This is a genomic window from Leptolyngbya sp. 7M, from assembly GCF_018128485.1.
On sequence record NZ_CP070897.1, the window covers coordinates 5,396,654 to 5,420,501 of the forward strand.

Below are 23,848 nucleotides of genomic sequence, written 5' to 3' on the forward strand. Positions count from 1 at the left end.
AGATTACTTTACTATACTCAACCTGCTTTCATCCTAACTATTCTGCGGAGAGGCATCTGGGGCTTGGGGCTGGGGCGGCAGTTTGGCGATGTTTTCTGGAAATAGCTCAAGCACCATTTGGTCATCTTCCCGTACTGTCAGCGAGCGGCGAATTTGCCCCAAATACAGCGGCTGCGTCACTCCTGGCTCTGGGTGTAGCACGGTGCGAGCGCGAATCGTCAGTTGGTCTTGGCCGCGACCTAACCGTCCGGGAGAAAACAGATCGTTGGCGGCCTGCCGTAGAGTGGCGTCGAGTTCAGATTCGGTAATTGTAGGAGGAACGGCAATCACCGCTTGGGTGGCACCTGTGTCGTAAACGGTGGAAAATTTAATTGCGCCTGGAACCACCGTGCGCGTAAAGGGCACCAGCCCCAAGGCAAACAGGCCGCCCGTCAAAACTGCCATGAAGCCAGTCACCCCGACTAACCGAAAGCGAATCCCCCACTTGAGCAAAAAGCTCAACGCAGTCAGTCCGGCAAACGCAAGCGTAGCGATGCCTGTCCACTGGGTATAGGTTAAGAAGTCGGCAGTTGTTGGCATGGATAATCTAAAACCGCAACGTGGCGATAGAGTGCAAAGTATTTCGATCCTAAGGCAATTAGGGTGCAAGTAGAGCGATCACAAGTAGAGCGTCAATCAGGTTAAAGGAGGTTAAAGCATTGAGCTGTTCGGTGGCCCAGCCCAGATGCGGCGAGGCCAATTCCTGATATGCTTAGTAGCCAGCACTTTCCCCTCTAGTTCATCCCCTTTTCAACCCGATCTCACCCACCCATGACTCTGCAACTGCGCGTTTATGTTCCGCCTCATCCGTTGATTAAACATTGGCTGGCCGTGGCCCGCGATCAAGCGACCCCCTCAGTGCTGTTTCGCAGCGGCATGGCCGAACTGGGCCGGTGGCTGACCTATGAAGCGATTCGCGAATGGCTGCCCACCATTGACACCCAGGTGAATACGCCCCTGGCACCTTGCGCAGCTAGCTTTATTAATCCAGAAGTGCCGCTTGCCGTCATCCCCATTTTACGAGCTGGTTTGGCGCTGATGGAAGGAGCGCAGGCGTTATTACCTCTGGCATCGGTTTATCACATTGGCGTGGTGCGCAACGAAGAAACGCTGGAGCACTTCTTCCCGCAGGCGCGGATCTTGGGTTGTCAATACCGTTTCTAACCGCTGAAGACAGCCTTCTACCTCGGTTTGAAACAGCAGCGGAATAATGTCCTGTCCTTCTTCGGGTGACAGAATCGACTGGGCATCTTCATCGGTAGGATCGCCGAGGCGCTGATGCAGCTGGGCGAAAATGGGGTTTGCATAGCTTTCAAGCCAACTGGGATTGACTCCCAGGCATTGCCGTTCCCAGGCGATTACTTGCCGCAGACAATCCACAGCGGTTAGCAAAAGGTGTTCTAATTCTGAATCAACCTGAACACTATGTTTTTGGATTTTTAGAACCTTGAACGAATCTTCTAAACGATGGGCCAATTCGCTCAGGGTTTGGAATCCCATCATGCCCGCGCCACCCTTAATCGAATGGGCTGAACGCAGAGCTGCATTGATTTTATCGATATCGATTCCGTGACTGGTTAACCCTAGTAGCGCAGCATCCAGTGTGGCGACATAATCTAATGCCTCATCGAGAAACTGAAGCTGGATTTCGAGTTCCTTATCCTGTGACATAAGCCAAGCGGTTGGGGAAGTTTTGAGGTTTGAGTTGTGGAGCTATTTAAGGTTTGAGTGAGTGTGGTTTGCTGCTGCGGAGCAAGTTGAGGTGTGGAGCAAGTTGGCAGAATTGAGGTTTGAGTGTAGTTTTGAATTTTGTGGCATGACTGACTGTTCACTAAGGGGAGCTTGCAAGCCAGAAACCAACTGGAACCTACGCGCTGCGCGCAGGCTACGCTACTAAAACTCAAAACTCAAAACTTGTCCGTTCCTCCCCGACTTCAAAGGTGCCAACCGACGCTTGCAGGTCTTGGGCAATCGACACGGTTTGGCGCAATGCCTGAGAAACCTGACGAGACGAGGCTGAGGTCTGCTCCGAGACTTGAGCAATTTGCCGCATCAGGTGAGACACGATTTCCGAAGTTTCGGCCTGGGAAACTGTGGCCGACGAGATAGATTGCACCAGTTCATCGATTTGTCGCGAAACAGCGAGGATTTGGCTGAGGCTTTGCTTGGCTTCTTCTACGAGATGGGTTCCTTCTACTACTTGAGTGGTGCTCTGCTCCATCGCTTCCACCACCTGACCGGTCTCGCGCTGAATCGCCGCCACACTTTCCTCAATTTCACGGGTAGCAGCAGCAGAACGGGCCGCCAACTCCCCTACTTCTTCAGCCACCACAGCAAAGCCCTGTCCTTCTTCACCAGCCCGAGCTGCCTCAATACCAGCGTTAATGGCAAGTAGGTTGGTTTGCAGTGCGATCTGGTTAATCAGCGAAACGACTTTCGAAATTTGCTGCGACGATTCACCCAGGCGTTTGACTTTTTTGGCGGTTTCTCCAATCGTTTCCCGCAGGTTGAGGATGTTTTGTACCGTCATGTCCATTGCACTGCCGCCCATTTCTGCTGTGGTGGAAGCGGCACGAGCCACCTGAGCGGCCTGCTGAGCTTTTTCGGCCACCATCTGAATCGACTGGGTCATGTGCTCCACTGAATTGAGCGTGTGGGTCGTTTCTTCGGCCTGTTTCAGAGCCGCTTAGGGCGGTCAGAGCTTGTAGGTAGGCTTGAGCCACAGGTTTGATGGTGGAGCGATAGGGGCGACTATAGATCCAGCGCGTGTGGAGCTGGTCTTGAGCGAGCCAGGCGTTGATTTCCAGCCAATAGGGACGTGGGTTCAGCGGACTGTTGAGTGGTCCCAAGGGTTCTCTCGCCCAACCGAGGAGGAGGGATGATGGCTGCATCGGCAGATCGATCGATCCGAGGTAGTTGAACTTGATTTGGGCCGGAGGCAACTGGGCAAGGCGAGTTCGGATCTCGGCCTCTGAACTGAGATAGCGCAATAGGCCATAGCTCAAACCATGCCGGGGAACTTGCCGCAGTGTTTCTTTTACCTGTTTGAGCGTGTCAATCAACGGCTGGGCGCTGAGCTGGAAGGCAATCGGTGCAATCGTGGTAAACCAGCCTACCGTGCGCGACACATCCAGATCGATATGCTCGTTGCGACCGTGATGTTCCAGGTCAACTAGCAGAGTGCCACTACCGAGCCACGGCTGCATAGCCTGAATGAAGGCCGCCAGTAAAAGTTCTTCGGTGCGTGCACGGTAGGATTTTGCTACGGCTTCGAGGAGTTGACGTGTTGGTTCCATCTCTAGCACTAGCTGAATCTCTTCTGTATTGCCATAGATGTTTGAGTTTGTATTCTCTAGTGGTAACGTCAGCGTTGGTAATTGGGATAACCAATAGTTCAATTCAGCGCGAATCGTTGCGGAGTTTGCCTGCGTTTGTAAGGCTGCGGCCCAATCTCGAAAGGCAGTGGTTTTGGGCGGTAATTGAATCGGTTGACTCTGTTCAATCTGAGCATAGACGCTGGTTAAATCCTCTAACAGAATCCGCCAAGAAATACCGTCAATAATCCAATGGTGCAAAATCAGCAGCAGTCGGTCGGGTTGGTCGCTGCCCATGCGAAACAAAACGCTACGCCAAAGTGTATGGGATAGATCCAAGCTGGCTTGCAGTGCAGTCGCTATCTGCGTCACAGTTACCGTTTGTTGTGCCAGCGGCAGGTCGGACAGATCCACAACGGTGAAGCATATGGGTGTTTCCAGCGCCGCATGGACTGAATGTAGATCAGAATGTAAATCAGAATGCGGGCCAGAATGATTGGATGAGTCCAGTCGTAACCGCATCGCATCGTGATGTTGCCAGAGATGGATCAGGCTTTGGTGTAAGTGGGCGGCTGACACTGTTGGAACGACCTCTAGTAGCACCGCTTGATTGACGTGATCGGGATGGGGTAGCTGCTGCCCTATCAACCAGTGCTGAATCGGAGTCAGCGGTGCTGGACCTGTAACAGGTTGCTGTTCGGGGGGCGATTCTGTTTTGGTTGGGGTCAGGTTGACCTGAGCGGCGAGTTCAGCAATGGTCTGATATTGAAAGAGCTGACGCGGGGTGAGTTGGATCCCGACCTGTTTGGCTCTAGCAATCACCTGCAGGCTAAGAATCGAGTCACCGCCCAGCTCAAAGAAATTATCGTTAATCGTGACGGGAACACCGAGTAATTCGCTCCAGATCTGCATCAGATGCGCTTCAAGCTCCGATAATACAGATGAACCGCCACCCCAATCGAAACCCGCTGCTCTTGCAAATAGATAATCAGCAGCCGAAATAGTTCCACTAAAATCAGCAAAAACAGAATATCGGCGGTGACAGCCGTAAAGTCAAGCGGCGGCAACAGTGACAGAAACATCTCCCGCAATTGAATCAGCATAAAGCTGAACAATCCAATGCATAAGGACACGACAATCAAATCTTGAACGGCTTCTAGCGCCCGCACCAATTGGTTTTGCTTGAGCCACTCATAACGGGTGCTTACGGGAGGAATTGAGTTCTGCATGGCTTTACTCCTAACAGCTGACGCAATCCTCCTTAGCTTATCTTCAGCTCCTCTTATCAGAAAAGGTGTCTGCAATCAAAAAAACTGATGCTATTAATATGAGATTAGTTAACTTGCCACAATAGGCAATTTGGTCGCGGCCTGCTGGCTTTCGCGCAGCTTTTGCGTCTGCAATTGCCGGTCTCATTCCCAGTTCCAACAATTGCTACTGTATAAATCGCTGGATTCAGGATTCCTTAGCTCCGCGCGCTGTGCAAATTCGCAGGATGACTGCGCCGAACTACCAGTCGCACAATGGCTAATCAAACCTAATAAAGCGGGCACGGGGAATCGAACCCCGATTAACTGCTTGGAAGGCAGTAGTTTTACCACTAAACTATGCCCGCATTTCACAAACCTATCCTAGGATAACATAGGTTGAACCTTCTGACTAGAGAACCTTGGCAGCTCTAACAGCTCGCGATTCTTAGGAGTTCTAGCGAAGAAGGGTCCAATCGAATTCCGATCAGTGTTATTCAGTGTTATGAAGATTATTTGGCGATTGAGTATAAATATAGATTTCCTTAATGATATGGTGGAGGATGGGCTATTCACCCCGTTGCTGCGTAGTTGACGGATCAAAAAAGTGAGGAAATCCCGTATGATTACGCATCTAGCCATTATTCGGGTGCAAATTGTTCGTTTTGGGCATAATTAGTCTGCTCGCCGGTGCATCAACCCATTGCTAGTTGTGTTGTCTGTTGATCTTTAAGGTTTGTCAAGTTCGCTCATGCTCAAAGTTTTATCGTTATTGCCACTCGCTCAAATTCTTTCACCGCTTTCTGTACCCGACCTACCTGCATCTAACCTACCTGCATCTCTCGCTTCAACAGAGACAGTCAGCAGCGATCCGTTTTCTGGAACCCCTATTGCTCTACCCGATACATCTCCCCTGCCGCAGACAGTTCCCCAACGCTTGGATGTCGTTCGCTCCCAGCAAGTGCGTCCTCTGCCGGGGCAGTTGGATGACGTTCCGGTGTTTAACAGCAATAGCCCTGAGTTGATTCAAAAAGATGGGATTTTGCTTTCCACCTTTCCACCCGAGGGCATGCAAGTTCGATCGGCCCATCTCAACCATCCGCTGCAAGGCCGCTTTGACATTTTTGCTCATCATGTTGCCAGAGGGATAAATGCCGATGATGTGCGAACGCTGTATGTAGGCGTTGTGGTGTACAACCCAGCCGACCGACCAATCAAACTCGATATTTTGCAGGGTGTCACCTATCTGAGCCAAGAAGCTCCGTTCAACCAAGCAAACTTTATCTTCAAGAGTTTTTCTAATTGAGCAATGATATTTTCCTTGGCTCAGTAGATTCTTACGGCTAAAAACTCTAATAGTCCAAGACTCTGAAACGTCTTACAGAAGGGAAAGACAGCCCTCTCTGATATCGATCTACTAAAGGGCTGTAATCTGTTATCGGTGTATTAGCTTAATGGTAGGCTCCCTATTCTGATGTCAGTTCAATTTTGAATTGACTATTAGGTATTTCTCAGATTTCCTCACAACATCAATTAATAGGATGTTAAATCGGATTCTGAAAGGTTGTGAAGCTCCTTAGTTTGTTCAGCAATTAGCCTGAATTAGCATACCGCCAACAAAACCAGGCTCCCTTCACAGTTAAGGTGAAGAGCTATCCTGATCAACCTCAGCGAATGTACCGAGTTCTTAACAGCAGAGACAAATTTGGGATAAAGACAAACTTGCTCAAAACTACCGATCTCGATGACAGTACGGTTGTAAATAGGTCATAACTCGTCATGGAGTTTGCTGTTGGTGCTACCCGGGCAAAACCGCAACAGTACTCAAGACAGCACTCAACGACAATAGCAATGACAGCCTAACCAAACAGTGACAGATTACGGAACTCACGTGAACTCACTCTAAGGTGAACTAGATTTCAACAGGGATATAGAACAACTTGCCTCGTCCCTGATTCTATAGCCGGGGTTAGGGGAACTCAGCGGTGAAAGTGGTAACTTTGCGAAAACATTAAGGAAAGTTGTGGGATCGGTAAAATTGCTGATTCGCTGGCTTAAAAAGCGGAAGCTTGGGCAGGTCATCGCAGGCATCCATATTGTTGAATTTACTGGGGCTTCAACACACCAGCATAAATTTAAGGCAAAATTGAGAACGACTTGGTAAAGCATGGGAAGCAAGCTTGGCTGCTTCGGTCCAACCAAACAGGCAGATCTCAGGTGTGGCTCGTGGCTACAGCTCATGATTCAGCCAATTGTCGTAAATCTGAGCCAGCAACTGGCCCTTATTCGTCACCTATCAACCCACTGTTTATTCACAGCCTAATTTTGTTGCTAGCCCCTACAAAACTTGCAATAGTTGCAAATGGTAGTGAGATAGGCAAAGTGGTCGCAATAGTTGTCATAGATTTTTACTACTGACTTACCGATCCGGAGACTTTGCGGAGTTTTGAAGTTCAAGAACTCTAACAAGTTTTCGGATCGGCTCTAAAAGTTCTATTCAGTGCTACCGATCTGCATCAACAGCTTTTCTAGATTGACCTATGGCTCACCAGAACTCACCCAATTCCGACTCTTCCTTCCCTTCCATCCACCAGAGCAGACGGCATCCGACTCGCCGCCGCTTTCTCCAGTTCTCAGCTGCTGCCCTTTCAACGGTGGCCCTCTCCAACTGTGCTCGCAATACTCTCAACCAGCAATCGACTGCTTCGTCCCCGGTTGCCCAAACCGACTCTAAAACGCTCTATCTCTATACCTGGGCCGACTACTCCAGTAACGAACTCTATCAACGCTTCCGCGATCAGACCGGCATTCAAGTCGTAGCGGATGTTTACGATTCCATGGCACACGTCCGTTTGCCGGCGACCCGATCTTCTCATTCGCCTCAGAGATCGGATCGATGATCGCTGAGACCGCGGCCACAATGTCTGAAGCCCCGATAAGCGAATTGATGTCGGCTATCGAACGACTCCAGAGCACTAGGTCAGACGAAGCAGACAGCGCGATCCGAGACGCTCTTGATCGCATTGCAGACGTCGAATCATTTCTTGTGAACTCACGGCGTGATCTTAGCGAATTGGATGTTTCGTCGTTCATTGAAGCATCTTTTAGCCATCTAGTCGCTGACCCTACACAGCCAGATGAGACTGTTAGCGAAGAAACGGAATTAGATTCTGATATCGCTGAGATATTTATTGCCGAGGCAGATGATCTCCTTTCGGCAATCGAACAGAATTTGGCGTTGATGAGTAATGGTCAGTACACTGATGCTGAACTGTGGAACATCCGCCGTGCGGCTCACACATTCAAAGGTTCTGCCGGAATGGTTGGCCTTGCGGATCTATCACGCACCGCCCATAAAATTGAAGATGTGATCGAAAGCCTGTCTGAAACCGCAGAGATGGAGCGTGCCGGCGTAATTCTGCAGCTCAGGTCGCTTGTCGGTGAGCTTCGGGCTAGTCTTCCAAATACGGAAAATACTCCAAAGGGAGATCGGCAAGGTGAAGCTGACCACCAACCGTCACCAACTGCTCTTCAGAACGCTGAACCGCCCGAAGTTTCGGCAGATCCGATCGCCATCCGACCAATATCCGAAAATGTGCAACTCGAATCCAGGGATACCGTGCTTCGGCTTTCTGCCTCAAGGCTCAAGGACTTGGAATCAGAAATAACATCAGCACTTGTGGATAGCCGGCGGATCGCAGACCGGTTCGATGATCTGTTTTCTCAGCACAAAGAACTGCTCGACGCCGGATATCGCCTATCTAATGCCACCGAACGCTTGCGCCTTGCTGGTCTTAGACTTCCTGATGCGATCGTACCCGAAGTTTTAGAAAATGAAGCCATACCTCATGATCCCACAACGTCTGAGCAGGAAGATAATGTGGCCTCCTTCGCAGAATGCACCTACAAACTTGAAGAGACGGCTTCAGATATCTTGATGATCAACGCTCAGGCAAGTGCTCTTCTAGGGACTTTGAAAGGTGTCCTCGATGCAAGAGAAGAGCAGTTGGAACTGCTAAGAAGAAAGGTCTCCGGATTGCGTATAGTTGATCTCGGCATTATCCAGAATCGCTTAGAACGCGCCGCCCGTGTTGCCGCCGAAGAGACTGAACGAATCGTCGAACTTCACTTTCCCGATGCTCAGGTTTCTATCGACGCTCAGATGCTTGAATTGCTAACAGAACCTTTACTTCATATCGTAAGGAATGCAGTTGTCCACGGCATCGAAACGCCAGATGAGAGACGATTCCTTGGCAAATCGGAGTGTGGAAATATCACGATAAGGTGCCGCAAGACCCCTATCTCAATTTCTATCGAGATCGCTGATGACGGGGCGGGCATTTCAATGGCTCACCTTCGCCAGAAAGCTGTGGAATCAGGAAAATATGAAGCAGCAGAAGCCTATAATCATAAACCTTAGAGGAGCTGGCGGAAGTTGTCGGGGAGGAACAGGCGAACACTAAAGACAAAACCAGAATAAATAGCGTCGCCCAACCAATCGGTCGAGAAACAACCTTCTTAAGCCCAAATCGCTTCTGCCTGAAGTTCATGCTCACCCTCCATGTTCAGGATTTACTAATAAGCTACTGGTATATTGTCTCTTGAACCAATTAGCTAGAACGACTATTTTGTCACACCCTATTTTCTGATGATGAAAGCAGTTCTCAGTTGATTTAATTTGATGTTGTCAGAGATGTCGCTCATCGCATTGTGATTGATGATATAAAACACCTGTTTTATTTACTCTCAGCGTACACCTGGCGATAGTAAGCCTGGTATTCCTCCGAGAGCAACGGTTGCCACCAGTCCCGATGGTTTAAGAACCACTCAACGGTTCGCCGCAGACCGGTTTCGAGCGTTTCGGCTGGTGTCCATCCCAGTTCGGTACGAATTTTGGTAGCGTCGATGGCATAACGCCGATCATGGCCTGGACGATCTTTAACAAACGTGATCAGATTCTGAGCTGGACGAACGGGTAGATCGGGAGCTAGCTCGTTCATCAACTCACAGAGCATGTGCACCAAATCAATGTTCTTAACTTCGTTATTGCCACCGATATTATAGGTTTCTCCAGGTTTGGCTTTATGGATTACCGTATCTATTGCATTACAATGATCGCCGACATATAGCCAGTCCCGCACATTTTGACCATCCCCGTAGACGGGTAGCGGTTTCCCCATCAGAATGTTGATACACATAAGGGGAATCAGCTTTTCGGGAAAGTGGTAGGGGCCGTAGTTGTTGGAACAGTTGGTGATTAGTGTTGGCAAACCGTAGGTGTGATGGTATGCCCGCACCAAGTGATCGCTGCCTGCCTTAGAGGCCGAGTAGGGGCTGTTGGGCGCGTAGGGAGTGGTTTCGCTGAAGCCCGGCTCGGTTGGGTCGAGACTACCGTAGACTTCATCGGTTGAAACATGGTGGAAGCGGTAGTAACTGGGCTGTCCGGCGCTAAGCCAATGTTGTCGAAAGGCTTCCAAGAGGGTGAAGGTACCAACGACGTTGGTTCGCACAAAAGCATCGGGTCCTAAAATTGAGCGGTCTACGTGAGACTCAGCAGCAAAGTGAACAATTGTGTCAATGTCTTCTTCTACAAGTAAATCATCTACTAAAGAACGATCGCAAATATCGCCTTCCACAAACCGCAAGTTAGCTTTGCCTTCCAGATTGACCAAATTGCTGCGGTTGCCGGCATAGGTGAGAGCATCTAGCACTACGACTCGATCCCCAGGATAGGTCTGGCACCAGTGGTGGACAAAATTGGAGCCAATAAAGCCTGCGCCTCCAGTCACAATCAGCTTCCGGGGAGTTCTTGTTAGCGTTTCTTCAAAAGCCATAGGTTTAAGTCGTTTCAGTGGTGTTTGGCAGTGTTAGTCGAAATAGCGAGTAGCAATGTTAAGAAACTCAATCTCGGTGAGTTTCAGGTTAATTCAGTTCAATTTGGCAATCATCGCCAATCATGAATCGCAAAGCTTTGCTTTCCTACAACCTGAGGCAGAGAGCGGGCAATTCATGAAAAACTTACAATTCTGTTTCTTCGCGCTATTGTCATATCAGCAAGATCATGTAGAATCTTATACAATTCCTCATATCAAATTTGTTGAGCAACAAACGCCCAAAATAAACGCCCAAAATATTAGTTCGTGCATCACTTGCGTATCGCAGCTAATTGTATCATAAGCAACCATTGTGAGAGCGTTATACATAGATGGGCATACATCACAGTTGACCAACAGTTGGCTTGGCATGACTGGTTAGGGAACCTGGTTTGGGCACGCGCTACCGTTGACGAAAGCATGAATGCATTGAAAAAAGTAGTAATCCGCGGCGCTTTTTGGACGGTTGCGGGATATGGAGCGAGTCAGATCCTCCGCTTTGGTGGCAATTTGCTACTCACCCGACTCTTATTTCCAGAGTTTTTCGGGCTGATGGCCCTGGTGAATATTTTCATCATTGGGCTGAACTTGTTCTCGGATGTGGGAATTGGTTTGAGTATTATTCAAAACCGCCGAGGTGATGAACCCGCATTCCTCAACACAGCCTGGACTCTGAAAATCATCCGTGGATTGGGTATCTGGATTGCCTGTTTGTTACTAGCTACTCCCCTAGCTTCTCTGTACGAAGAGCCACAGTTGCAGTGGTTAATTCCCGTGGTAGGGTTGACTTCGGTTATCGACGGTTTTACCTCTACTACTGTTTATACGCTAGAGCGCCACATGGCGATCAAAAAGCTGACGCTACTAGAGCTAGCGGCCCAAGCGGTTCAAATTACTGTTATGACGGTTTGGGCGGCGATGAGTCCAACGCTCTGGGCTATGGTAGTTGGGGGTCTAACCTACAGCAGCGTTAAGCTGATCTGGAGCTATCGATTGATACCGGGATACAGTAACCGATTTCAGTGGGAAAGTGGCGCAGTGCGGGAGATTTTCAACCTCGGTCGCTGGATTTTTGTCTCTACCGCCCTCACCTTTCTAGCCGAGCAAGCCGATCGGTTGCTGCTAGGCAAGCTATTTTCACTGGAGCTACTAGGCGTCTACGGCATTGCCCTGATGCTTAGTGATGTGCCGCGCCAGGTTGTTGGGGCCTTGAGTATCCGGGTTGTGTTGCCAGCAACCTCCAAGCTAACAGATCTGCCTCGGCCTGAACTGCGAGCCAAAATCCTGCCCTACCGCAAGCGGTTGCTGCTGGTTACGATCGCGGGCATGGCACTGTTGATCAGTGCGGGCGATCTGCTGATCCTGACCCTCTACGACGAGCGGTACGCCGATGCGGCCTGGATGCTGCCGATCCTAGCGCTGGGGATTTGGCCGCGCTTGCTCTGCTCCACGATTGATTCTTCCTTGATTGCGCTGGGTGAAGTTCATTACACGGCAATCGGCAACTTTTTTAGACTGCTATCAACCGTAGGTGGGATTTTGCTGGGCTTCAACTTGGCAGGTCCGGTTGGGGCAGTGGTGGCCGTAGCGCTGAACGATTTGATGTACTACGCCTGCGTCAATTTTGGGCTGCATCGAGAAGGCATAGGCTGCTTTAAGCAAGATCTGCTGCACCTTTAACAGCGATTTCTCTGGTTTCGGTAAACGTTGTAAAACATATTCGCTAAAAAAATCGGTTGGTGCACCCAGACGAATCAGCAGAGGCGCATTGGCTAAACCAGTTTTGGTCGGAATCGACTCCAGTGTTTCGATCGCAGCCCCAACCTGGTTATACAGCCGCTTTCCTGCTTCTGTAGGCTGCATCCGACGCGGCAGGCGCTGGAACAGCGAAACTCCTAAAGCAGACTCCAGCGCAGCAATATGCTGGCTGATAGCAGGCTGAGTGAGATGCAAGACTTCGGCTGCACCCGATACCGTTCCGATTCGATAAACCTCAACAAAGCTGCGATACCACTCCAAGCTAACCATAAATTAAATTATGGAAATTTCAAATATTTCTTATTTGTATTCTAGATGAATACCTTTTAGGATGAAGTAGGTAGGAGGGATGAAATCAAGTTAGTTGATGGATTTGGGTTTCGGCTCCGCTCAACCCTCCTCTCAGCCAAGAATTGAACATTGAGCGCAGTCGAAATGCGTCCTACCTCGCTCAACCCTCCTCTTAGCCAGGGATTGAACATTGAGCGCAGTCGAAATGTTGATCAATTGTCCTGATCGATTTGAAGTTCACCCATTGGAGTTCAATAATATGTCTCAGAAGATCCTGATCGTTTTGACAAGCCATCACACCTTGGGTGATACGGGCCAAGAAACCGGGTTTTACCTGCCTGAAGTTAGCCATCCCGTTGATGTATTCGAGCGGGCTGGTTTAACCGTGGAGTATGTCAGTCCCAAGGGAGGAAAAGCACCGATGACTGGCATCGATCGCAGCGATCCGCTGAACGCCGAATTCCTCGATAATCCTCAAAAAATGGCACAAGTCGAAAATACCTTACATCCGACTCAAGTGAACCCGTCGGAGTATGCAGCGATTTTCTATGCTGGTGGACATGGCACCATGTGGGATTTTCCTGATAATCAGGAGTTGGCTGGGATTGCGGCCCAAATCTATGGACAGGGCGGCGTTGTGGGTGCCGTCTGTCATGGTCCTGCTGCGTTGGTCAACATCCAACTTGCTAATCAGGACTATCTGGTGGCTGGAAAGGTTGTAACTGGCTTTACGAATGAGGAGGAAGTAGAAGTGGGTCTGGCGGAGGTGGTGCCGTTTTTGTTGGAGGATAAGCTGAAGGAGCGGGGTGCCCTGATCGAAAAAGCGCCGAATTTTCAAGCCAAAGTAGTCGTGAGCGAGCGCCTAGTGACAGGCCAAAATCCCGCATCTGCCGCAGGTGTGGCAGAACAGATGGTTGGATTGCTGGTAAAAACGCAGTAGAAGTACTATCTTCCGCTGGTAAAGACATCTAGTTGTTACGTGGAAACGCATATAACCGTCCACCTGCAATCAGATAAACCGTTCCATTCGCAGCAATTGTCGGTGAAGAAATGCCGCCACCTTCGACTTGATAAGTATTCACTCGCTCTAGGGTTGGGCTAAAGGTGCTCAGTCCTCTGGCATCGCTCACGTACAGATAATTGAAAGACATGGCAGGCGCAGCCATACTCTCTGCCCCCAGGTATGCAGCTCCGATCAGTCGTTTAGAGTGGGTGATTGTTTCGCCGAATCCGAAGGCGGGCGCAGCAGAACTATCCTCTCATACCGATCTGGATCCGAATCATAAAAATCAGCTAGAGCGTGCTAGCGGTGTTGCATCAGCAGAGGACAGACCGTGATTGACTTGACCCGTTGGCATCCCACAGCTCGACAAGCGCTCAATTGGGGCGTCACCGTAGGTTCGGTGCTGCTGTGTTTGTTAGTATTACCCACTCGCTTTCCAGGTATGGCGTTGCTGGATGTGGGGCCGAATTGGTTGCTGATTTGGGTGGTAGCTTGGAGCATCAACCGAACCGTATTTGAGGGAGCCACTGCGGGACTAATTTTGGGTTGGCTGCAAGACGGGATGTCCTCTCCTAATCCAACCCACGCTCTCAGCTTGGTGGTAGTGGGTGCGCTCACGGCTCGTTTGCAAAAACAGCGTTATATCCAGGAAGACTTTATTTCGATTGCCTTGATCGTATTTGGCATGGCAGTCTTAGCTGAAACAATCACAGCGATCCAGTTCAGCTTGCAGACCATAGGAATCGCATCTGCAAATCAACATCTGGGCAATATCTGGCTCTATCATCAGCGCATTGCCCTGACTTCAGCAATTCTGAGCAGCCTTTGGGCACCAGCCGTCTACTACCCCTTAAATCGCTGGTGGGAACACATGGCTGAGTTTGAGCAACCTCAAGCCTAGGCTACGGTTTGAGCAGGGTGCTGGGCAGAATCGGTCAAGAAATGAGCTGCCGAGAGCAAATCAGCGTGAATTCGAGTCGGCTGAAATTTCTGCAGGTAGGTGCGGCTGCGAATACCGCAAGTCAACGCAATCGTAGGAATAGAGCTAGCCTGCCCTGCTAGAATGTCTGCCTCGGTGTCACCCACCATCCAGGCTGCAGCCGGAGCACAGTGGCCAATCGCGGTTTGCAGTAGGCGAGTTTTATGCTCCGATTGGTTCAAATAGGCCGCGTCTTCATCCTGAGTACCCCAGATCTGGCTAAACAGCGGTTCTAGTTCATGTTCACGCAGAATTTGCGCAGCTTGGTTTTGCTGTCGCAGCGTTACCAACACCAAGCGCACCCCCTGGCTATGCAGGAGCGCCAAGGCCCATTTCACACCTGGCTGGATCTGGTCTTGATTCAGCAGCTTGGGCTGATTCACAATTTGCTTAACTCGACCCAAAAATTGTTCAATCTGGTGGCCCCGCAAACCCGAACGCATAGCAATCTCCATATCGGGCGTGCGTTCCTGCTTCATTTGCCAAAACCGATCTTTGGTCAACTCGTTCAACCGCGGAGCGATGCCTTGCCGCTGATACACTGACTTGATTTCAGCCAGTCCCAATCGATAGGTCTGGTAGTAGCGTTCAGAGACATCTACAATTGGCCCATCAAAGTCACAAAACAAGGTGAGCGGCGCATCAGAGGAAACAGAGGACTGGATGAATCGGTGAGCTGAGCCTGCAGCGGCATGAATCATAAAAATTTACTTAAGAAACCAAATGCGAAATGTTTATTTACATTAGCAACTGTTTTGATAAGTCGTCAATGCTCAGGTTGTAGGAGCTGACCAGTAACTCAAACCAAACTCGATCAATCCTCGAAGTGTTTGATAATCGCCTCGGCAAATTCAGAACACTTGAGTGGCGGTTCTACTGGGGGTTCCATTAAGCGAGCTAAGTCGTAGGTAACTTCCCGGTTCGAGATGGCGGCTCCGATGCCCTGTTTAATTAAATCTGCCGCCTCTTGCCAGCCCAGATACTCCAGCATCATCACACCCGAAAGAATCACCGAACCGGGGTTGATTCGATCCAGTCCCGCATGTTTGGGAGCCGTGCCGTGGGTGGCTTCAAAAATTGCGCAAGAGTCGCCGATATTGGCTCCGGGACCCATGCCCAAACCACCAACAATCGCCGCCGCCGCGTCCGAGAGATAATCACCATTCAGGTTCATTGTGGCCAGAATCGAGTACTCATCTGGACGAGTTTGGATCTGCTGAAAAATGCTGTCAGCAATCCGGTCGTTCACCATCACCTTGTCTTTCCACTGACCGTTGCCGTGGGTTGCCCAGATCGAATCTAGAACGGCCTGCACCTCGGCACAGACCTTTTGCTTTTTCTCATCGGTGAGGGCATCGTAGCCCGGTTCAATTTGGCGGGCATTGTCTTCAACGCTGAGGTCGGGGTTGCGTTCTTTGTTGCTGAGAATCCAGGATTCCCGTTCTGTGACGCATTCGGCCCGAAATTCGCTCGTCGCCAACTCATAGCCCCAGTCGCGGAACGCCCCTTCGGTGTACTTCATGATGTTGCCTTTGTGCACCAGCGTCACCATTTGCTTGGGTTTGGGTAACCGCAGGGCATGGCGAATTGCTCGCCGCACTAGCCGCTGAGATCCGGTCTTACTGATCGGCTTAATGCCAATCCCAGCATCGAGAGGAATTTGCTTCTTACCATGTTCGGGCGTTGCCGGAATCAAATCTTCGTTGAGGATTTTGATCAGCCGCTCGCCGATTTCGCTGCCCTGCTTCCATTCGATGCCAAGGTAGATATCTTCGGTATTTTCCCGATAGACGATCACATCTAGCTTTTCCGGCGTTTTGTGGGGTGACGGCGTGCCTGCATAGTACTTACAGGGACGAATGCAGGCATAGAGGTCAAAAATCTGGCGCAGAGCCACATTCAGCGAGCGGATGCCGCCTCCGATTGGTGTAGTCAACGGCCCTTTGATGGCAACACCGTAGTCTCGAATTGCCGTCAGGGTGTCTTCCGGCAAATACTGGTAGGTGCCATAGAGTTCGCAGGCTTCATCCCCGGCATAAACCTTGAACCAAACAATTTTGCGTTGACCGCCGTAGGCTTTTGCCACAGCCGCATCAAACACTCGCTGCGCGGCGGGCCAAATGTCTACCCCCGTCCCATCGCCTCGAATAAAGGGAATAATGGGGTCATTCGGCACCACGGGTTCGCCATTGCTGAACGTAATTCGGGTTCCGGTGGTTGGGGGAGTAATCTTCTCGTACATAGCTGCGGCAGCTCCTGTTCAGCAGTGCAATAGTTCAGACAGTAGATTACCGGATCTCTAGCCCTAGAGTGATCCAGTTTGAACAAAAGTGGGGTACATGAGTTTTTCTACTACTTCAGGTACCAAAGTACCGTAGGCTTGAATGACCTGGGCAATGCAGCCCGTCCAGCCGGTTTGATGACTTGCGCCAATGCCCGCACCGATGTCACCGTGAAAGTATTCGTAGAACAAAATTAGATCTTGCCAGTGTGGATCGGTTTGGAATTTTTGGGCAGCTCCAAAGACAGGGCGCTCGCCCTTGCTATTTTTGAGGAACAGACGAGTCAGCCGATTGCCTAACTCCTGCGCTACTTCAAATAGAGTCATATACTGCCCCGATCCGGTGGGGCATTCCACCTTAAAATCATCTCCGTAGTAGGCATAGAGCCGTCGCAGGGCGCTGATAAACAGGATATTGACAGGCATCCAGACCGGGCCGCGCCAGTTGGAGTTACCGCCAAACATACCGGTATTCGACTCGGCGGGCAGATAGTCTACCCGGAATTCTTGACCGGCATGAGAAAATACAAACGGATGGTCTCGGTGATAGCGAGAGAGGGAGCGAATTCCATAGGGGCTAAAAAATTCGGTTTCGTCAAGCATGCGAGCCAGCACTCGTCGCAATTTTTGCTCGTTAAAGACCGATAGCATGTAGCGTCCAGCCAGACCGGGTTGGGTGGGCAGGTGGATGTTATCAGTTAGGTGTGGATGACGGAGTTTAAACTGATCGACGTAGTTACGGAAGTTGGGCAAGTTGGCAAAATCATCGGCATCAAAAATCGCCACTGCCGCTAAAGGCAGCAGCCCAACCAAGGAGCGGACCTTCAGCCGCATAGCTGTGCCATCGGGTAAGCGCAAAACATCGTAGAAGAATCCATCTTCCTCATCCCACATTTCATCTTGTTGGATGCCCACTCGATCCATTGCACCCGCAATCCAGGCCGTATGCTCAAAGAACTTAGTCACATATTCTTCATATTGAGGATTGTCCATTGCCAGTTCAATTGCGATCCGCAACATCTGCTGACTAAAAAAGACCATCCAGGCTGTTCCATCTGCCTGTTCCAAGCAACCGCCCGTTGGCAAGGGTGAACTGCGGTCGAACACGCTGATATTATCGAGTCCTAGAAAGCCGCCTTCAAACACGTTTTTGCCGCGCCGATCCTTGCGGTTGACCCACCACGTGAAATTAAGCAGCAGTTTGGAAAATGCATGTTCCAGTAAGTCAATGTCTCCCTGGCCTTGATTGCGGGCCTTGTCCATCAGATAGACTTGCATGATGGCATAGGCATGAACGGGCGGATTGACATCGCTAAAATTCCATTCATAGGCAGGAATCTGACCATTTGGGTGCAGGTACGTAGTCCGCAGCATTAAACTGAGCTGGGACTTGGCAAAGTCTGTATCTACCATTGCTAGCGGCAGCATATGAAATGCCAGATCCCAAGCAGCAAACCAGGGATATTCCCATTTGTCTGGCATTGAGATGATATGCTTGCTGTATAGATGAAACCATTCACCATTGCGAACATTGTCACGTTCGTCAGACCAAGGGGTGACGTTGCGCTCGTTCAGCCACTGATTCACATCGTAGTAAAAGTACTGCTTTGACCAGAGCATCCCCTACTGCCCAGTACCGGAGCCTCCAGATACTCACCACCGTTGGCTTGCACTGCTTCGGCAATCCAGCGGCTTTCGCTTGGCCCAATCGTCCCCATCTGGATCAGTGTCCGTCCGGCCAGACTAGGGGTTACGTCTTCGGCCAAAATTACGGTCTGGATTGCTGCCGCGTCGCTCAACATCAAAATTACTGCATTGCACTGATGCAGTAGAGCTGGCACCGAGGCTGCAAGTTCTACGCCCAACTGCCGCAAAGATGTCAGTTTTTCCGGTGTGCGGTTGTACGCGACTAAAGCCACCTGGTTCGCCAGCAGCCGCTCCGCCATCGGTGCACCCATCAAGCCAGTCCCAATTACGCCAATCATTCGGTGCGCCTCAACTCACTATCAAACTTGCTCTCAGAATAGACTAGTCCCAAACTAGCCATAAACCTCACAACCTAGTCGAGTAGATCCATCCATTTGCTCCAGGTAGCTGCATCACCTGAGCCAGAGCAGTCGGATTCTGGAGCGTGGTTTGGCTGACCCGTAACCGCAACAACTGCTCCCGTCAATTGGCTCAATCGCCCCATCAGGGCCATTCCTGCCGTACCCATTGCCACCTCGCCCCAGAGCAGAATGCTAGCATCCGGTGTCAAGATCCGTTGCCAGGTTTGAAATTGATGACTGTAGGCTTCTATTGTAGAGAGGTCGAGCCGTGCTGAGCCAATTTGCACGGTTCCAGGTGTACTAGCCGCAAAGATTTGCAGTCGTCTCACGCAGCTGTGGCACAACAAGACTTCAGTGACTTGCTCAATCCCATCACGGTTTGCATCCAGCAGCACCACTTCCAAGCCCACATCAATACTGCCAATTAACGGCAGATGATTGACAAAGGTAGCATCAACAAAAGCCAGTATCTGAGTGCTATTTGCTACTAGGCAAGGTTGATTTGACCGAACAGATGGCGTGGAAGGCTGGAGAATCAACATAATAGCAAGAGGTAAAAGCGGGACGAGTTTCAGTAGTCGTATGAACAGATACCAGTGTCATGCTTAGAGTGCCCAAGTCTGAGATGGGTTCAACGCAGCAATAGTTTGGTAAAACCAATTCGGAATTCGGAATCCTGACATACAGACGAACGAATCGTCTACTAGGCAGTACAGAGCATCGTCAGAAAATCGGAACGTTTGCACTGTGTTATTCTGGCTTTTTGAGTTTGGATTCTGACTTGTGTTTTTGACGTAGGACTTGTTGATTTGGTGATCAGCTGGTCCTTCATGTCAATAATCTAGATTTGCACGCCAGCATGATCGCCTGCATACTGACCTTTGGTCAGAGCAATCAGCAGTTCGTTAAACTCAGTGCCATAGTTGCCTATCGTTGCGCGAAATGTTCCATCAGCATCCGGTGCACAAAAACATAGCCGCCCCCGACTTTTTTCATCAGCAACCGTTCGGCAGCATAGTCGAGAAAGCGAGCATAGTTCCAGGGAATTCGGCCTTTGCGGTACAAAATTAGACGCAAGTTGAAGTGCTGGATGCAGGCTAACCCGCCGTATACTAGCCCAACACTCAGCCCCAAAATCAGGTATAGGGGGTGTGGGGGCGAAGCCCCCACGCAGGGGCTGTGCCCCTGCACCCCAATTTTTGTACTTCATCAGCCTGGGAAAGGCTGTATTTACCAGAACTTTTACCAGAATCGTTAGAAGTACCTGCTCAAGTACTTATTTGCATAATTCTGGGGAAGCGAGGAGCTAAATCACCTCAATTCAGCCAGACCGAGTTCGTTATTCTGCCTTCACCACCTCAAACAGATCATGAACAGGAGTAGGAGTCTGAGCATTCATAATCTCTGTTTGCACCTTGACCCGATATTTTCCGGCAGGCAAGGCATCGAGTGTTACTGTCCAGTCCTGTTCCTGTTGTTGTTCAAATATGACATTGAGTGTAGGGCGATCGTCTGTCACCGAGACAATTTCAGCTTGCAAAGCACCAGTCATGACACCGGGAGTTGTAATTAGTCTAGAGTGTAGAACGATCGGTTCATCGGGCAGATAGAGATCATCCAAGGCTAGACTAATGGCCGATTGGGGCGCACGAATCGATGCAAGGTCAAATTGGTTGGTTCCCAGACGATGCTGCACATCTTCTAAAATCAAACTTTGGTTTTGCAACATGCCATGGGTTTCGGCAATAAACAGGTTGTTAAAGCTATTTGAGAGTTCAATCGGAATCGCAGACACGAGAGGCACTGCCCCGTCCCCACCTTCTAGATCAGGTCTAGCTTTAAGCGACTTGGGCAATATCTTTTTGCTGACCGTGAACTTTCCGTCTTGAAGCAATGCTGATTGCTCAGTGGGTTGTTGGATCCCGACGATTGGCACGGTTGTAAACAAGCGTCGATAGTCCTCTTTCTTAAGGTTTTCAGTAACATGCTCCTGAATTTCGTAATGAAATTTCAACGCCTTCTCGGCGCGAGTTTTGTCAATATTGGGTATTTCAGTTTCAGCAACGCGAACATCAACTCCATCAATATCAACCATGGGATAAATCGGCAGCAGTTGATATACGGACGGCAGGGATCGGATCACATTAGTCACGTCAAGAAATAGCTTTTTGTAGCCTTCGGCCAAATATTGGGCCATTTTGGGTGCGCCACGATAGGGGGTACCAAAGGTGAATAAAGCTCGGCAGTCCCGCCATCCCTCCAAGACTTCCAGGTAATAGCGAGAGACGATCCCACCCATGCTGTGGGCTAAAATGATCGCCTTAGCATCTTGAGCACCGCTAGCTTCCCGCCATCGTTTCAGGCGTTTGTGGATCAACTGCTGCAGAAGATGGGCCGTGACGCGATTATTGCGTCGCCAGTCGTAGGGGAAATGATAGAAGTTGGCAGCTCTGTCATCTGGATCCTCATAAATATTGCCAACGGTAACATCAAAATGATCGGTAATCAGGCGGGAGGTCCGGGTATAGCCGTCAATCTTGATCAATCCTGGCACAATATGAGCATCTTCCACGAGGCGAGTTGCGCGGATGCCATCGCCTAAATCAGCTATTTCGGGATCATCATCATCGTGATCCATTTTTAGATCTTGTAATGATTGCCCAAAGGTTGTGACTAACTGCCATGCTGCTTGCAGCGACACATTGCCCCACAATTCCCGCGGTCAGGTGCTGGTCAACCCAATGCTGCAAGTAGTGGATCACCCTGAGCTGTTTGCCGTGGGCGATCTGGCCGAATGTCAGGATGCCGAAGGTCAGCACGTACCGGCCACTGCTCAAGCCGCCTTTCAGCAAGCCGAGTATGCCGGTTGGAACCTCTGGGCTGCGATTACCGACCGTCCCCTGCTGCCCTTCCGCTATCAGGCATTGGGCGAAATGATGACCCTAGGTACCGATAACGCCACTCTGGCCGGCTTTGGCCTCAAGCTCGAAGGACCGGCTGCCCATATTGCTCGTCGCCTGATCTACCTCTACCGCATGCCAACCCTCGACCACCAGATCAAAGTTGGGCTAAACTGGATTGCCCAACCGATTCGCGAATTGCTTTCGTCATGAGCCGGACTGCTCCCCCCAAGGTGATTTTTCTTGACGCTGTTGGTACCTTGTTCGGCGTGCAGCAAAGCGTCGGCGCAATGTACCTGAATGTGACGCGCCGGTTTGGGGTAGACGCAGATGCCAAGGCGCTGGATCGGGCATTTTACCAAAGCTTCAAAAGTATGCCGTTTCCGATGGCGTTTCCCGATATGCCAGTTGCCGAAATTCCTCGCAAAGAATACGAATGGTGGGAAGCAATTGCCCGTGACACATTTCAGCGCGCTGGTATCTACGATCAGTTCAGCGACTTTTCCGCTTTCTTTGCCGAACTCTATGCTTATTTCGCTAGCCCCGAACCTTGGTTTATCTACCCCGATACAATTCCATTTTTAAATTATTGGTGTAATCAAGGTGTTGATTTGGGTGTACTCTCCAACTTCGACACGCGTATTCACGCGGTTCTAAAAGCATTGGGCCTCACTCCCTACTTTGCTTCGATCACCATCTCGACCGAAGTAGGAGTCGCCAAACCTGATCCGCTGATTTTTCAAGCGGCCTTGTCGAAGCACAACTGTTCCCCAAACCAAGCTTGGCATATTGGCGACAGTTTGCAGGAAGACTATGAGGGCGCAAAGACAGCTGGAATGCGGGCGATTTGGCTGAAGCGATAGGGGTCAGGAGTCGGGAGTCAGGAGTCAGGGGTTGATTGACTGAACAAATCGTTTGCCCGTAATGGTCATACCTAGTGGCGGTTATTGAACTGCCTCTGGCAAAACCAGCATCGCGTCGCCGAATGAGTAAAAGCGGTACTGGTCCTGGATCGCAATCTGGTACAAATCTAGCAGCCGCTGCCGTCCAATCAGGGCACTCACCAGCATCATCAAGCTGGATTTGGGTAGGTGAAAATTGGTGATCAGGCCATCTACAACTCGCCATTGGTAGCCGGGGTAGATGTAGAGGTCGGTTTTGCCGCAATAAGGTTGGAGGGTGCCGTGAATTGCAGCGGTTCCTTCCAGCGAACGAACTGATGTGGTGCCAACCGCAATGATGCGTCCGCCCTGCGCTTTGGTGTGCTGAATTTGGGCCACGGTTGCGGCTGGCACTTCTACCCATTCGCCATGCATCTGGTGTTGGGTAATATCGGTGGCTTCCACTGGGCGAAAGGTGCCTACTACAGGGTTTCTCCAATCTGATTCAGGAAGGCAAATGCGGATAGGGCAACCACCATTGTCCACAAACTGGGCCGGGAGGCGATGTAGCGAAACCCAAACAGCGCTTCCTGCCAAATTGGTTGGACTCCCGTTGCGGTTGCGAACCCTTCTGGTTCCTCTAAACGGTCACTAGCGGGGGGCTGGGGGACCGGCACCAAGAGTAGACTGAAAACAGCAATTGCAAAGGGTCCCAAGTCAATCAACGTAATTCCAAAGAGTCCACTCAAGGGATAGAGGACTCCTGCGAGTGCAGGAGCTAGGATGCCAGCTCCATGTCCAACCATCGCTCCCATGCTGATGGCACGAGTGTGATGTTGCTTTGGCACCAGGAGTGGCACAATGGTGGAATAGCTAAGAGATTGAATACTGCCAAAACAGCCAATGATAGCGGCAATTAGAAAAATATGCCAAAGTTGCAGAACCTGAAAGAATGAGAGAATGCCGACAGAACCAGTACAGCAGGCAGAAATCGTATCACTAAGAATCAACAGACGTTTACGCGAGACGCGGTCGACCAACAGTCCTGCAAATAGAGATACCGCCATCTGTGGCAGTTGATAAGACACCAGAATCAGAGCGATCGCAGTGGCTGACTCGGTTTGCTGCCAGACCCAGAGCGTCAGGGCAAAGTGGGTCATGCTGCTGCCAATGGAGGAGGCAAGTTGCCCTAGCCAGAGGATGATGAAAGTACGCACGGGCTACACGATGATAA

Annotated in this window: 25 protein-coding genes, 1 tRNA gene and 1 pseudogene; 9 read left to right on the forward strand and 18 right to left on the reverse strand. The window is 50.4% G+C overall.

Features of this window, described 5'->3' with window-relative positions; genetic code table 11:
* Positions 1–33 precede the first annotated feature (33 nt).
* Positions 34–579 carry a Ycf51 family protein gene (locus tag JVX88_RS28220; RefSeq protein ID WP_211621868.1) on the reverse strand — a complete coding sequence of 182 codons (546 nt, stop codon included), beginning with the start codon at positions 577–579 and terminating at the stop codon, positions 34–36.
* 231 nt (positions 580–810) lie between these two features.
* Between JVX88_RS28220 and JVX88_RS28225 the strand changes: the two genes are divergently transcribed.
* Positions 811–1,203 carry a uracil phosphoribosyltransferase gene (locus JVX88_RS28225; RefSeq protein WP_317134467.1) on the forward strand — a complete coding sequence of 131 codons (393 nt, stop codon included), beginning with the start codon at positions 811–813 and terminating at the stop codon, positions 1,201–1,203.
* Here the strand turns inward: JVX88_RS28225 and JVX88_RS43360 are convergent.
* The 5 genes from JVX88_RS43360 to JVX88_RS28250 all read right to left on the reverse strand — a co-directional run bounded on the left by JVX88_RS43360 (position 1,099) and on the right by JVX88_RS28250 (position 4,968).
* Positions 1,099–1,710 (reverse strand): Hpt domain-containing protein, encoded by a 612-nt coding sequence (locus JVX88_RS43360; RefSeq protein WP_211621869.1) that lies wholly within the window; start codon positions 1,708–1,710, stop codon positions 1,099–1,101. The two genes, JVX88_RS28225 and JVX88_RS43360, sit on opposite strands and share 105 nt — an antisense overlap.
* A gap of 229 nt (positions 1,711–1,939) precedes the next feature.
* On the reverse strand, positions 1,940–2,569 hold the full coding sequence (locus tag JVX88_RS28235; protein WP_211621870.1) for a methyl-accepting chemotaxis protein: 630 nt from the start codon (positions 2,567–2,569) through the stop codon (positions 1,940–1,942).
* On the reverse strand, positions 2,496–4,265 hold the full coding sequence (locus JVX88_RS28240) for a condensation domain-containing protein (protein ID WP_211621871.1): 1,770 nt from the start codon (positions 4,263–4,265) through the stop codon (positions 2,496–2,498). The genes JVX88_RS28235 and JVX88_RS28240 overlap by 74 nt, the downstream gene beginning before the upstream one ends.
* Positions 4,265–4,582, reverse strand: a complete 318-nt coding sequence (locus tag JVX88_RS28245) for a phosphate-starvation-inducible PsiE family protein (protein WP_211621872.1) — start codon at positions 4,580–4,582, stop codon at positions 4,265–4,267. The genes JVX88_RS28240 and JVX88_RS28245 overlap by 1 nt, the downstream gene beginning before the upstream one ends.
* A 315-nt stretch (positions 4,583–4,897) precedes the next feature.
* Positions 4,898–4,968 (reverse strand) — tRNA-Gly (locus tag JVX88_RS28250).
* A 383-nt stretch (positions 4,969–5,351) separates the two neighbouring features.
* Between JVX88_RS28250 and JVX88_RS28255 the strand changes: the two genes are divergently transcribed.
* The 3 genes from JVX88_RS28255 to JVX88_RS28265 all read left to right on the forward strand — a co-directional run bounded on the left by JVX88_RS28255 (position 5,352) and on the right by JVX88_RS28265 (position 9,020).
* The gene (locus tag JVX88_RS28255; protein ID WP_211621873.1) at positions 5,352–5,906 is read left to right on the forward strand and encodes a DUF3370 family protein; all 555 of its coding nucleotides are present in this window, start codon (positions 5,352–5,354) and stop codon (positions 5,904–5,906) included.
* A 1,234-nt stretch (positions 5,907–7,140) separates the two neighbouring features.
* Complete coding sequence (locus JVX88_RS28260) at positions 7,141–7,500, forward strand: twin-arginine translocation signal domain-containing protein (RefSeq protein ID WP_211621874.1); 360 nt, start codon at positions 7,141–7,143, stop codon at positions 7,498–7,500.
* The gene (locus tag JVX88_RS28265) at positions 7,497–9,020 is read left to right on the forward strand and encodes an Hpt domain-containing protein (protein WP_211621875.1); all 1,524 of its coding nucleotides are present in this window, start codon (positions 7,497–7,499) and stop codon (positions 9,018–9,020) included. Before JVX88_RS28260 ends, JVX88_RS28265 begins: the two co-directional genes overlap by 4 nt.
* Before the next feature lie 316 nt (positions 9,021–9,336).
* Here the strand turns inward: JVX88_RS28265 and rfbB are convergent, their stop codons facing one another.
* Positions 9,337–10,434: a dTDP-glucose 4,6-dehydratase gene (gene rfbB / locus JVX88_RS28270; RefSeq protein WP_211621876.1), complete on the reverse strand. Its 1,098-nt coding sequence runs from the start codon at positions 10,432–10,434 to the stop codon at positions 9,337–9,339.
* A gap of 468 nt (positions 10,435–10,902) precedes the next feature.
* Here rfbB and JVX88_RS28275 point away from each other — a divergent pair, with 468 nt between their 5' ends.
* Positions 10,903–12,153 carry an oligosaccharide flippase family protein gene (locus tag JVX88_RS28275; RefSeq protein ID WP_211621877.1) on the forward strand — a complete coding sequence of 417 codons (1,251 nt, stop codon included), beginning with the start codon at positions 10,903–10,905 and terminating at the stop codon, positions 12,151–12,153.
* A 171-nt stretch (positions 12,154–12,324) separates the two neighbouring features.
* Here the strand turns inward: JVX88_RS28275 and JVX88_RS44495 are convergent.
* Positions 12,325–12,501 (reverse strand): annotated as a pseudogene (locus tag JVX88_RS44495) (LysR family transcriptional regulator); the annotation flags it as partial.
* A gap of 280 nt (positions 12,502–12,781) precedes the next feature.
* On the opposite strand from JVX88_RS44495, the gene JVX88_RS28280 reads away from it, so the two are divergent.
* Complete coding sequence (locus tag JVX88_RS28280) at positions 12,782–13,462, forward strand: type 1 glutamine amidotransferase domain-containing protein (RefSeq protein ID WP_211621878.1); 681 nt, start codon at positions 12,782–12,784, stop codon at positions 13,460–13,462.
* 28 nt (positions 13,463–13,490) lie between these two features.
* Here the strand turns inward: JVX88_RS28280 and JVX88_RS28285 are convergent, their stop codons facing one another.
* Positions 13,491–13,688, reverse strand: a complete 198-nt coding sequence (locus JVX88_RS28285) for a PQQ-binding-like beta-propeller repeat protein (protein WP_211621879.1) — start codon at positions 13,686–13,688, stop codon at positions 13,491–13,493.
* 168 nt (positions 13,689–13,856) lie between these two features.
* Here JVX88_RS28285 and mreD point away from each other — a divergent pair, with 168 nt between their 5' ends.
* On the forward strand, positions 13,857–14,426 hold the full coding sequence (gene mreD, locus JVX88_RS28290) for a rod shape-determining protein MreD (protein ID WP_211621880.1): 570 nt from the start codon (positions 13,857–13,859) through the stop codon (positions 14,424–14,426).
* Here the strand turns inward: mreD and JVX88_RS28295 are convergent.
* The 7 genes from JVX88_RS28295 to JVX88_RS28325 all read right to left on the reverse strand — a co-directional run bounded on the left by JVX88_RS28295 (position 14,423) and on the right by JVX88_RS28325 (position 21,471).
* Positions 14,423–15,205, reverse strand: a complete 783-nt coding sequence (locus tag JVX88_RS28295) for an HAD family hydrolase (RefSeq protein WP_211621881.1) — start codon at positions 15,203–15,205, stop codon at positions 14,423–14,425. The two genes, mreD and JVX88_RS28295, sit on opposite strands and share 4 nt — an antisense overlap.
* A 113-nt stretch (positions 15,206–15,318) precedes the next feature.
* On the reverse strand, positions 15,319–16,746 hold the full coding sequence (locus JVX88_RS28300) for an NADP-dependent isocitrate dehydrogenase (protein ID WP_211621882.1): 1,428 nt from the start codon (positions 16,744–16,746) through the stop codon (positions 15,319–15,321).
* A gap of 63 nt (positions 16,747–16,809) precedes the next feature.
* A complete protein-coding gene (locus tag JVX88_RS28305; RefSeq protein ID WP_211621883.1) occupies positions 16,810–18,405 on the reverse strand; it encodes an MGH1-like glycoside hydrolase domain-containing protein in 1,596 nt (531 codons plus the stop codon).
* Entirely contained in the window at positions 18,369–18,770 is a 402-nt protein-coding gene (locus JVX88_RS28310; protein ID WP_211621884.1) for an NAD(P)-dependent oxidoreductase, read from the reverse strand. The genes JVX88_RS28305 and JVX88_RS28310 overlap by 37 nt, the downstream gene beginning before the upstream one ends.
* 74 nt (positions 18,771–18,844) lie before the next feature.
* Complete coding sequence (locus tag JVX88_RS28315) at positions 18,845–19,375, reverse strand: DUF4347 domain-containing protein (RefSeq protein ID WP_211621885.1); 531 nt, start codon at positions 19,373–19,375, stop codon at positions 18,845–18,847.
* Between the two features lie 385 nt (positions 19,376–19,760).
* Positions 19,761–20,003 carry a hypothetical protein gene (locus JVX88_RS28320; RefSeq protein WP_211621886.1) on the reverse strand — a complete coding sequence of 81 codons (243 nt, stop codon included), beginning with the start codon at positions 20,001–20,003 and terminating at the stop codon, positions 19,761–19,763.
* A gap of 169 nt (positions 20,004–20,172) precedes the next feature.
* Complete coding sequence (locus JVX88_RS28325) at positions 20,173–21,471, reverse strand: lipase/acyltransferase domain-containing protein (RefSeq protein WP_211621887.1); 1,299 nt, start codon at positions 21,469–21,471, stop codon at positions 20,173–20,175.
* Positions 21,472–21,535: 64 nt separating this feature from the next.
* Here JVX88_RS28325 and JVX88_RS28330 point away from each other — a divergent pair, with 64 nt between their 5' ends.
* Positions 21,536–21,946 carry an FAD-dependent oxidoreductase gene (locus tag JVX88_RS28330; protein ID WP_263975284.1) on the forward strand — a complete coding sequence of 137 codons (411 nt, stop codon included), beginning with the start codon at positions 21,536–21,538 and terminating at the stop codon, positions 21,944–21,946.
* Positions 21,943–22,596 (forward strand): HAD-IA family hydrolase, encoded by a 654-nt coding sequence (locus JVX88_RS28335; protein ID WP_211621888.1) that lies wholly within the window; start codon positions 21,943–21,945, stop codon positions 22,594–22,596. Before JVX88_RS28330 ends, JVX88_RS28335 begins: the two co-directional genes overlap by 4 nt.
* An 81-nt stretch (positions 22,597–22,677) precedes the next feature.
* Here JVX88_RS28335 and JVX88_RS28340 read toward each other — a convergent pair whose 3' ends face one another.
* Together JVX88_RS28340 and JVX88_RS28345 are read right to left on the reverse strand one after the other, a co-directional pair.
* A complete protein-coding gene (locus JVX88_RS28340; protein ID WP_317134468.1) occupies positions 22,678–23,160 on the reverse strand; it encodes an S-adenosylmethionine:tRNA ribosyltransferase-isomerase in 483 nt (160 codons plus the stop codon).
* Positions 23,097–23,831 (reverse strand): MFS transporter, encoded by a 735-nt coding sequence (locus JVX88_RS28345; RefSeq protein WP_211621890.1) that lies wholly within the window; start codon positions 23,829–23,831, stop codon positions 23,097–23,099. Before JVX88_RS28345 ends, JVX88_RS28340 begins: the two co-directional genes overlap by 64 nt.
* Between the last annotated feature and the right edge of the window lie 17 nt (positions 23,832–23,848).

Excerpts from the sequence above, each read along its gene's own strand:
- JVX88_RS28225 (WP_317134467.1), top strand. The coding sequence starts at position 811 with ATGACTCTGCAACTGCGCGTTTATGTTCCGCCTCATCCGTTGATTAAA.
- JVX88_RS28265 (WP_211621875.1), top strand. The coding sequence starts at position 7,497 with ATGATCGCTGAGACCGCGGCCACAATGTCTGAAGCCCCGATAAGCGAA.
- JVX88_RS28245 (WP_211621872.1), bottom strand. The coding sequence starts at position 4,582 with ATGCAGAACTCAATTCCTCCCGTAAGCACCCGTTATGAGTGGCTCAAG.
- rfbB (WP_211621876.1), bottom strand. The coding sequence starts at position 10,434 with ATGGCTTTTGAAGAAACGCTAACAAGAACTCCCCGGAAGCTGATTGTG.
- JVX88_RS28300 (WP_211621882.1), bottom strand. The coding sequence starts at position 16,746 with ATGTACGAGAAGATTACTCCCCCAACCACCGGAACCCGAATTACGTTC.
- JVX88_RS28280 (WP_211621878.1), top strand. The coding sequence starts at position 12,782 with ATGTCTCAGAAGATCCTGATCGTTTTGACAAGCCATCACACCTTGGGT.
- JVX88_RS28260 (WP_211621874.1), top strand. The coding sequence starts at position 7,141 with ATGGCTCACCAGAACTCACCCAATTCCGACTCTTCCTTCCCTTCCATC.
- JVX88_RS28325 (WP_211621887.1), bottom strand. The coding sequence starts at position 21,471 with ATGGATCACGATGATGATGATCCCGAAATAGCTGATTTAGGCGATGGC.
- JVX88_RS28310 (WP_211621884.1), bottom strand. The coding sequence starts at position 18,770 with ATGATTGGCGTAATTGGGACTGGCTTGATGGGTGCACCGATGGCGGAG.
- JVX88_RS28335 (WP_211621888.1), top strand. The coding sequence starts at position 21,943 with ATGAGCCGGACTGCTCCCCCCAAGGTGATTTTTCTTGACGCTGTTGGT.
- JVX88_RS28315 (WP_211621885.1), bottom strand. The coding sequence starts at position 19,375 with ATGTTGATTCTCCAGCCTTCCACGCCATCTGTTCGGTCAAATCAACCT.
- JVX88_RS28240 (WP_211621871.1), bottom strand. The coding sequence starts at position 4,265 with ATGCAGATCTGGAGCGAATTACTCGGTGTTCCCGTCACGATTAACGAT.
- JVX88_RS28295 (WP_211621881.1), bottom strand. The coding sequence starts at position 15,205 with ATGATTCATGCCGCTGCAGGCTCAGCTCACCGATTCATCCAGTCCTCT.
- JVX88_RS28235 (WP_211621870.1), bottom strand. The coding sequence starts at position 2,569 with ATGACGGTACAAAACATCCTCAACCTGCGGGAAACGATTGGAGAAACC.
- JVX88_RS28305 (WP_211621883.1), bottom strand. The coding sequence starts at position 18,405 with ATGCTCTGGTCAAAGCAGTACTTTTACTACGATGTGAATCAGTGGCTG.
- JVX88_RS28255 (WP_211621873.1), top strand. The coding sequence starts at position 5,352 with ATGCTCAAAGTTTTATCGTTATTGCCACTCGCTCAAATTCTTTCACCG.
- JVX88_RS43360 (WP_211621869.1), bottom strand. The coding sequence starts at position 1,710 with ATGTCACAGGATAAGGAACTCGAAATCCAGCTTCAGTTTCTCGATGAG.
- JVX88_RS28220 (WP_211621868.1), bottom strand. The coding sequence starts at position 579 with ATGCCAACAACTGCCGACTTCTTAACCTATACCCAGTGGACAGGCATC.
- JVX88_RS28285 (WP_211621879.1), bottom strand. The coding sequence starts at position 13,688 with ATGGCTGCGCCTGCCATGTCTTTCAATTATCTGTACGTGAGCGATGCC.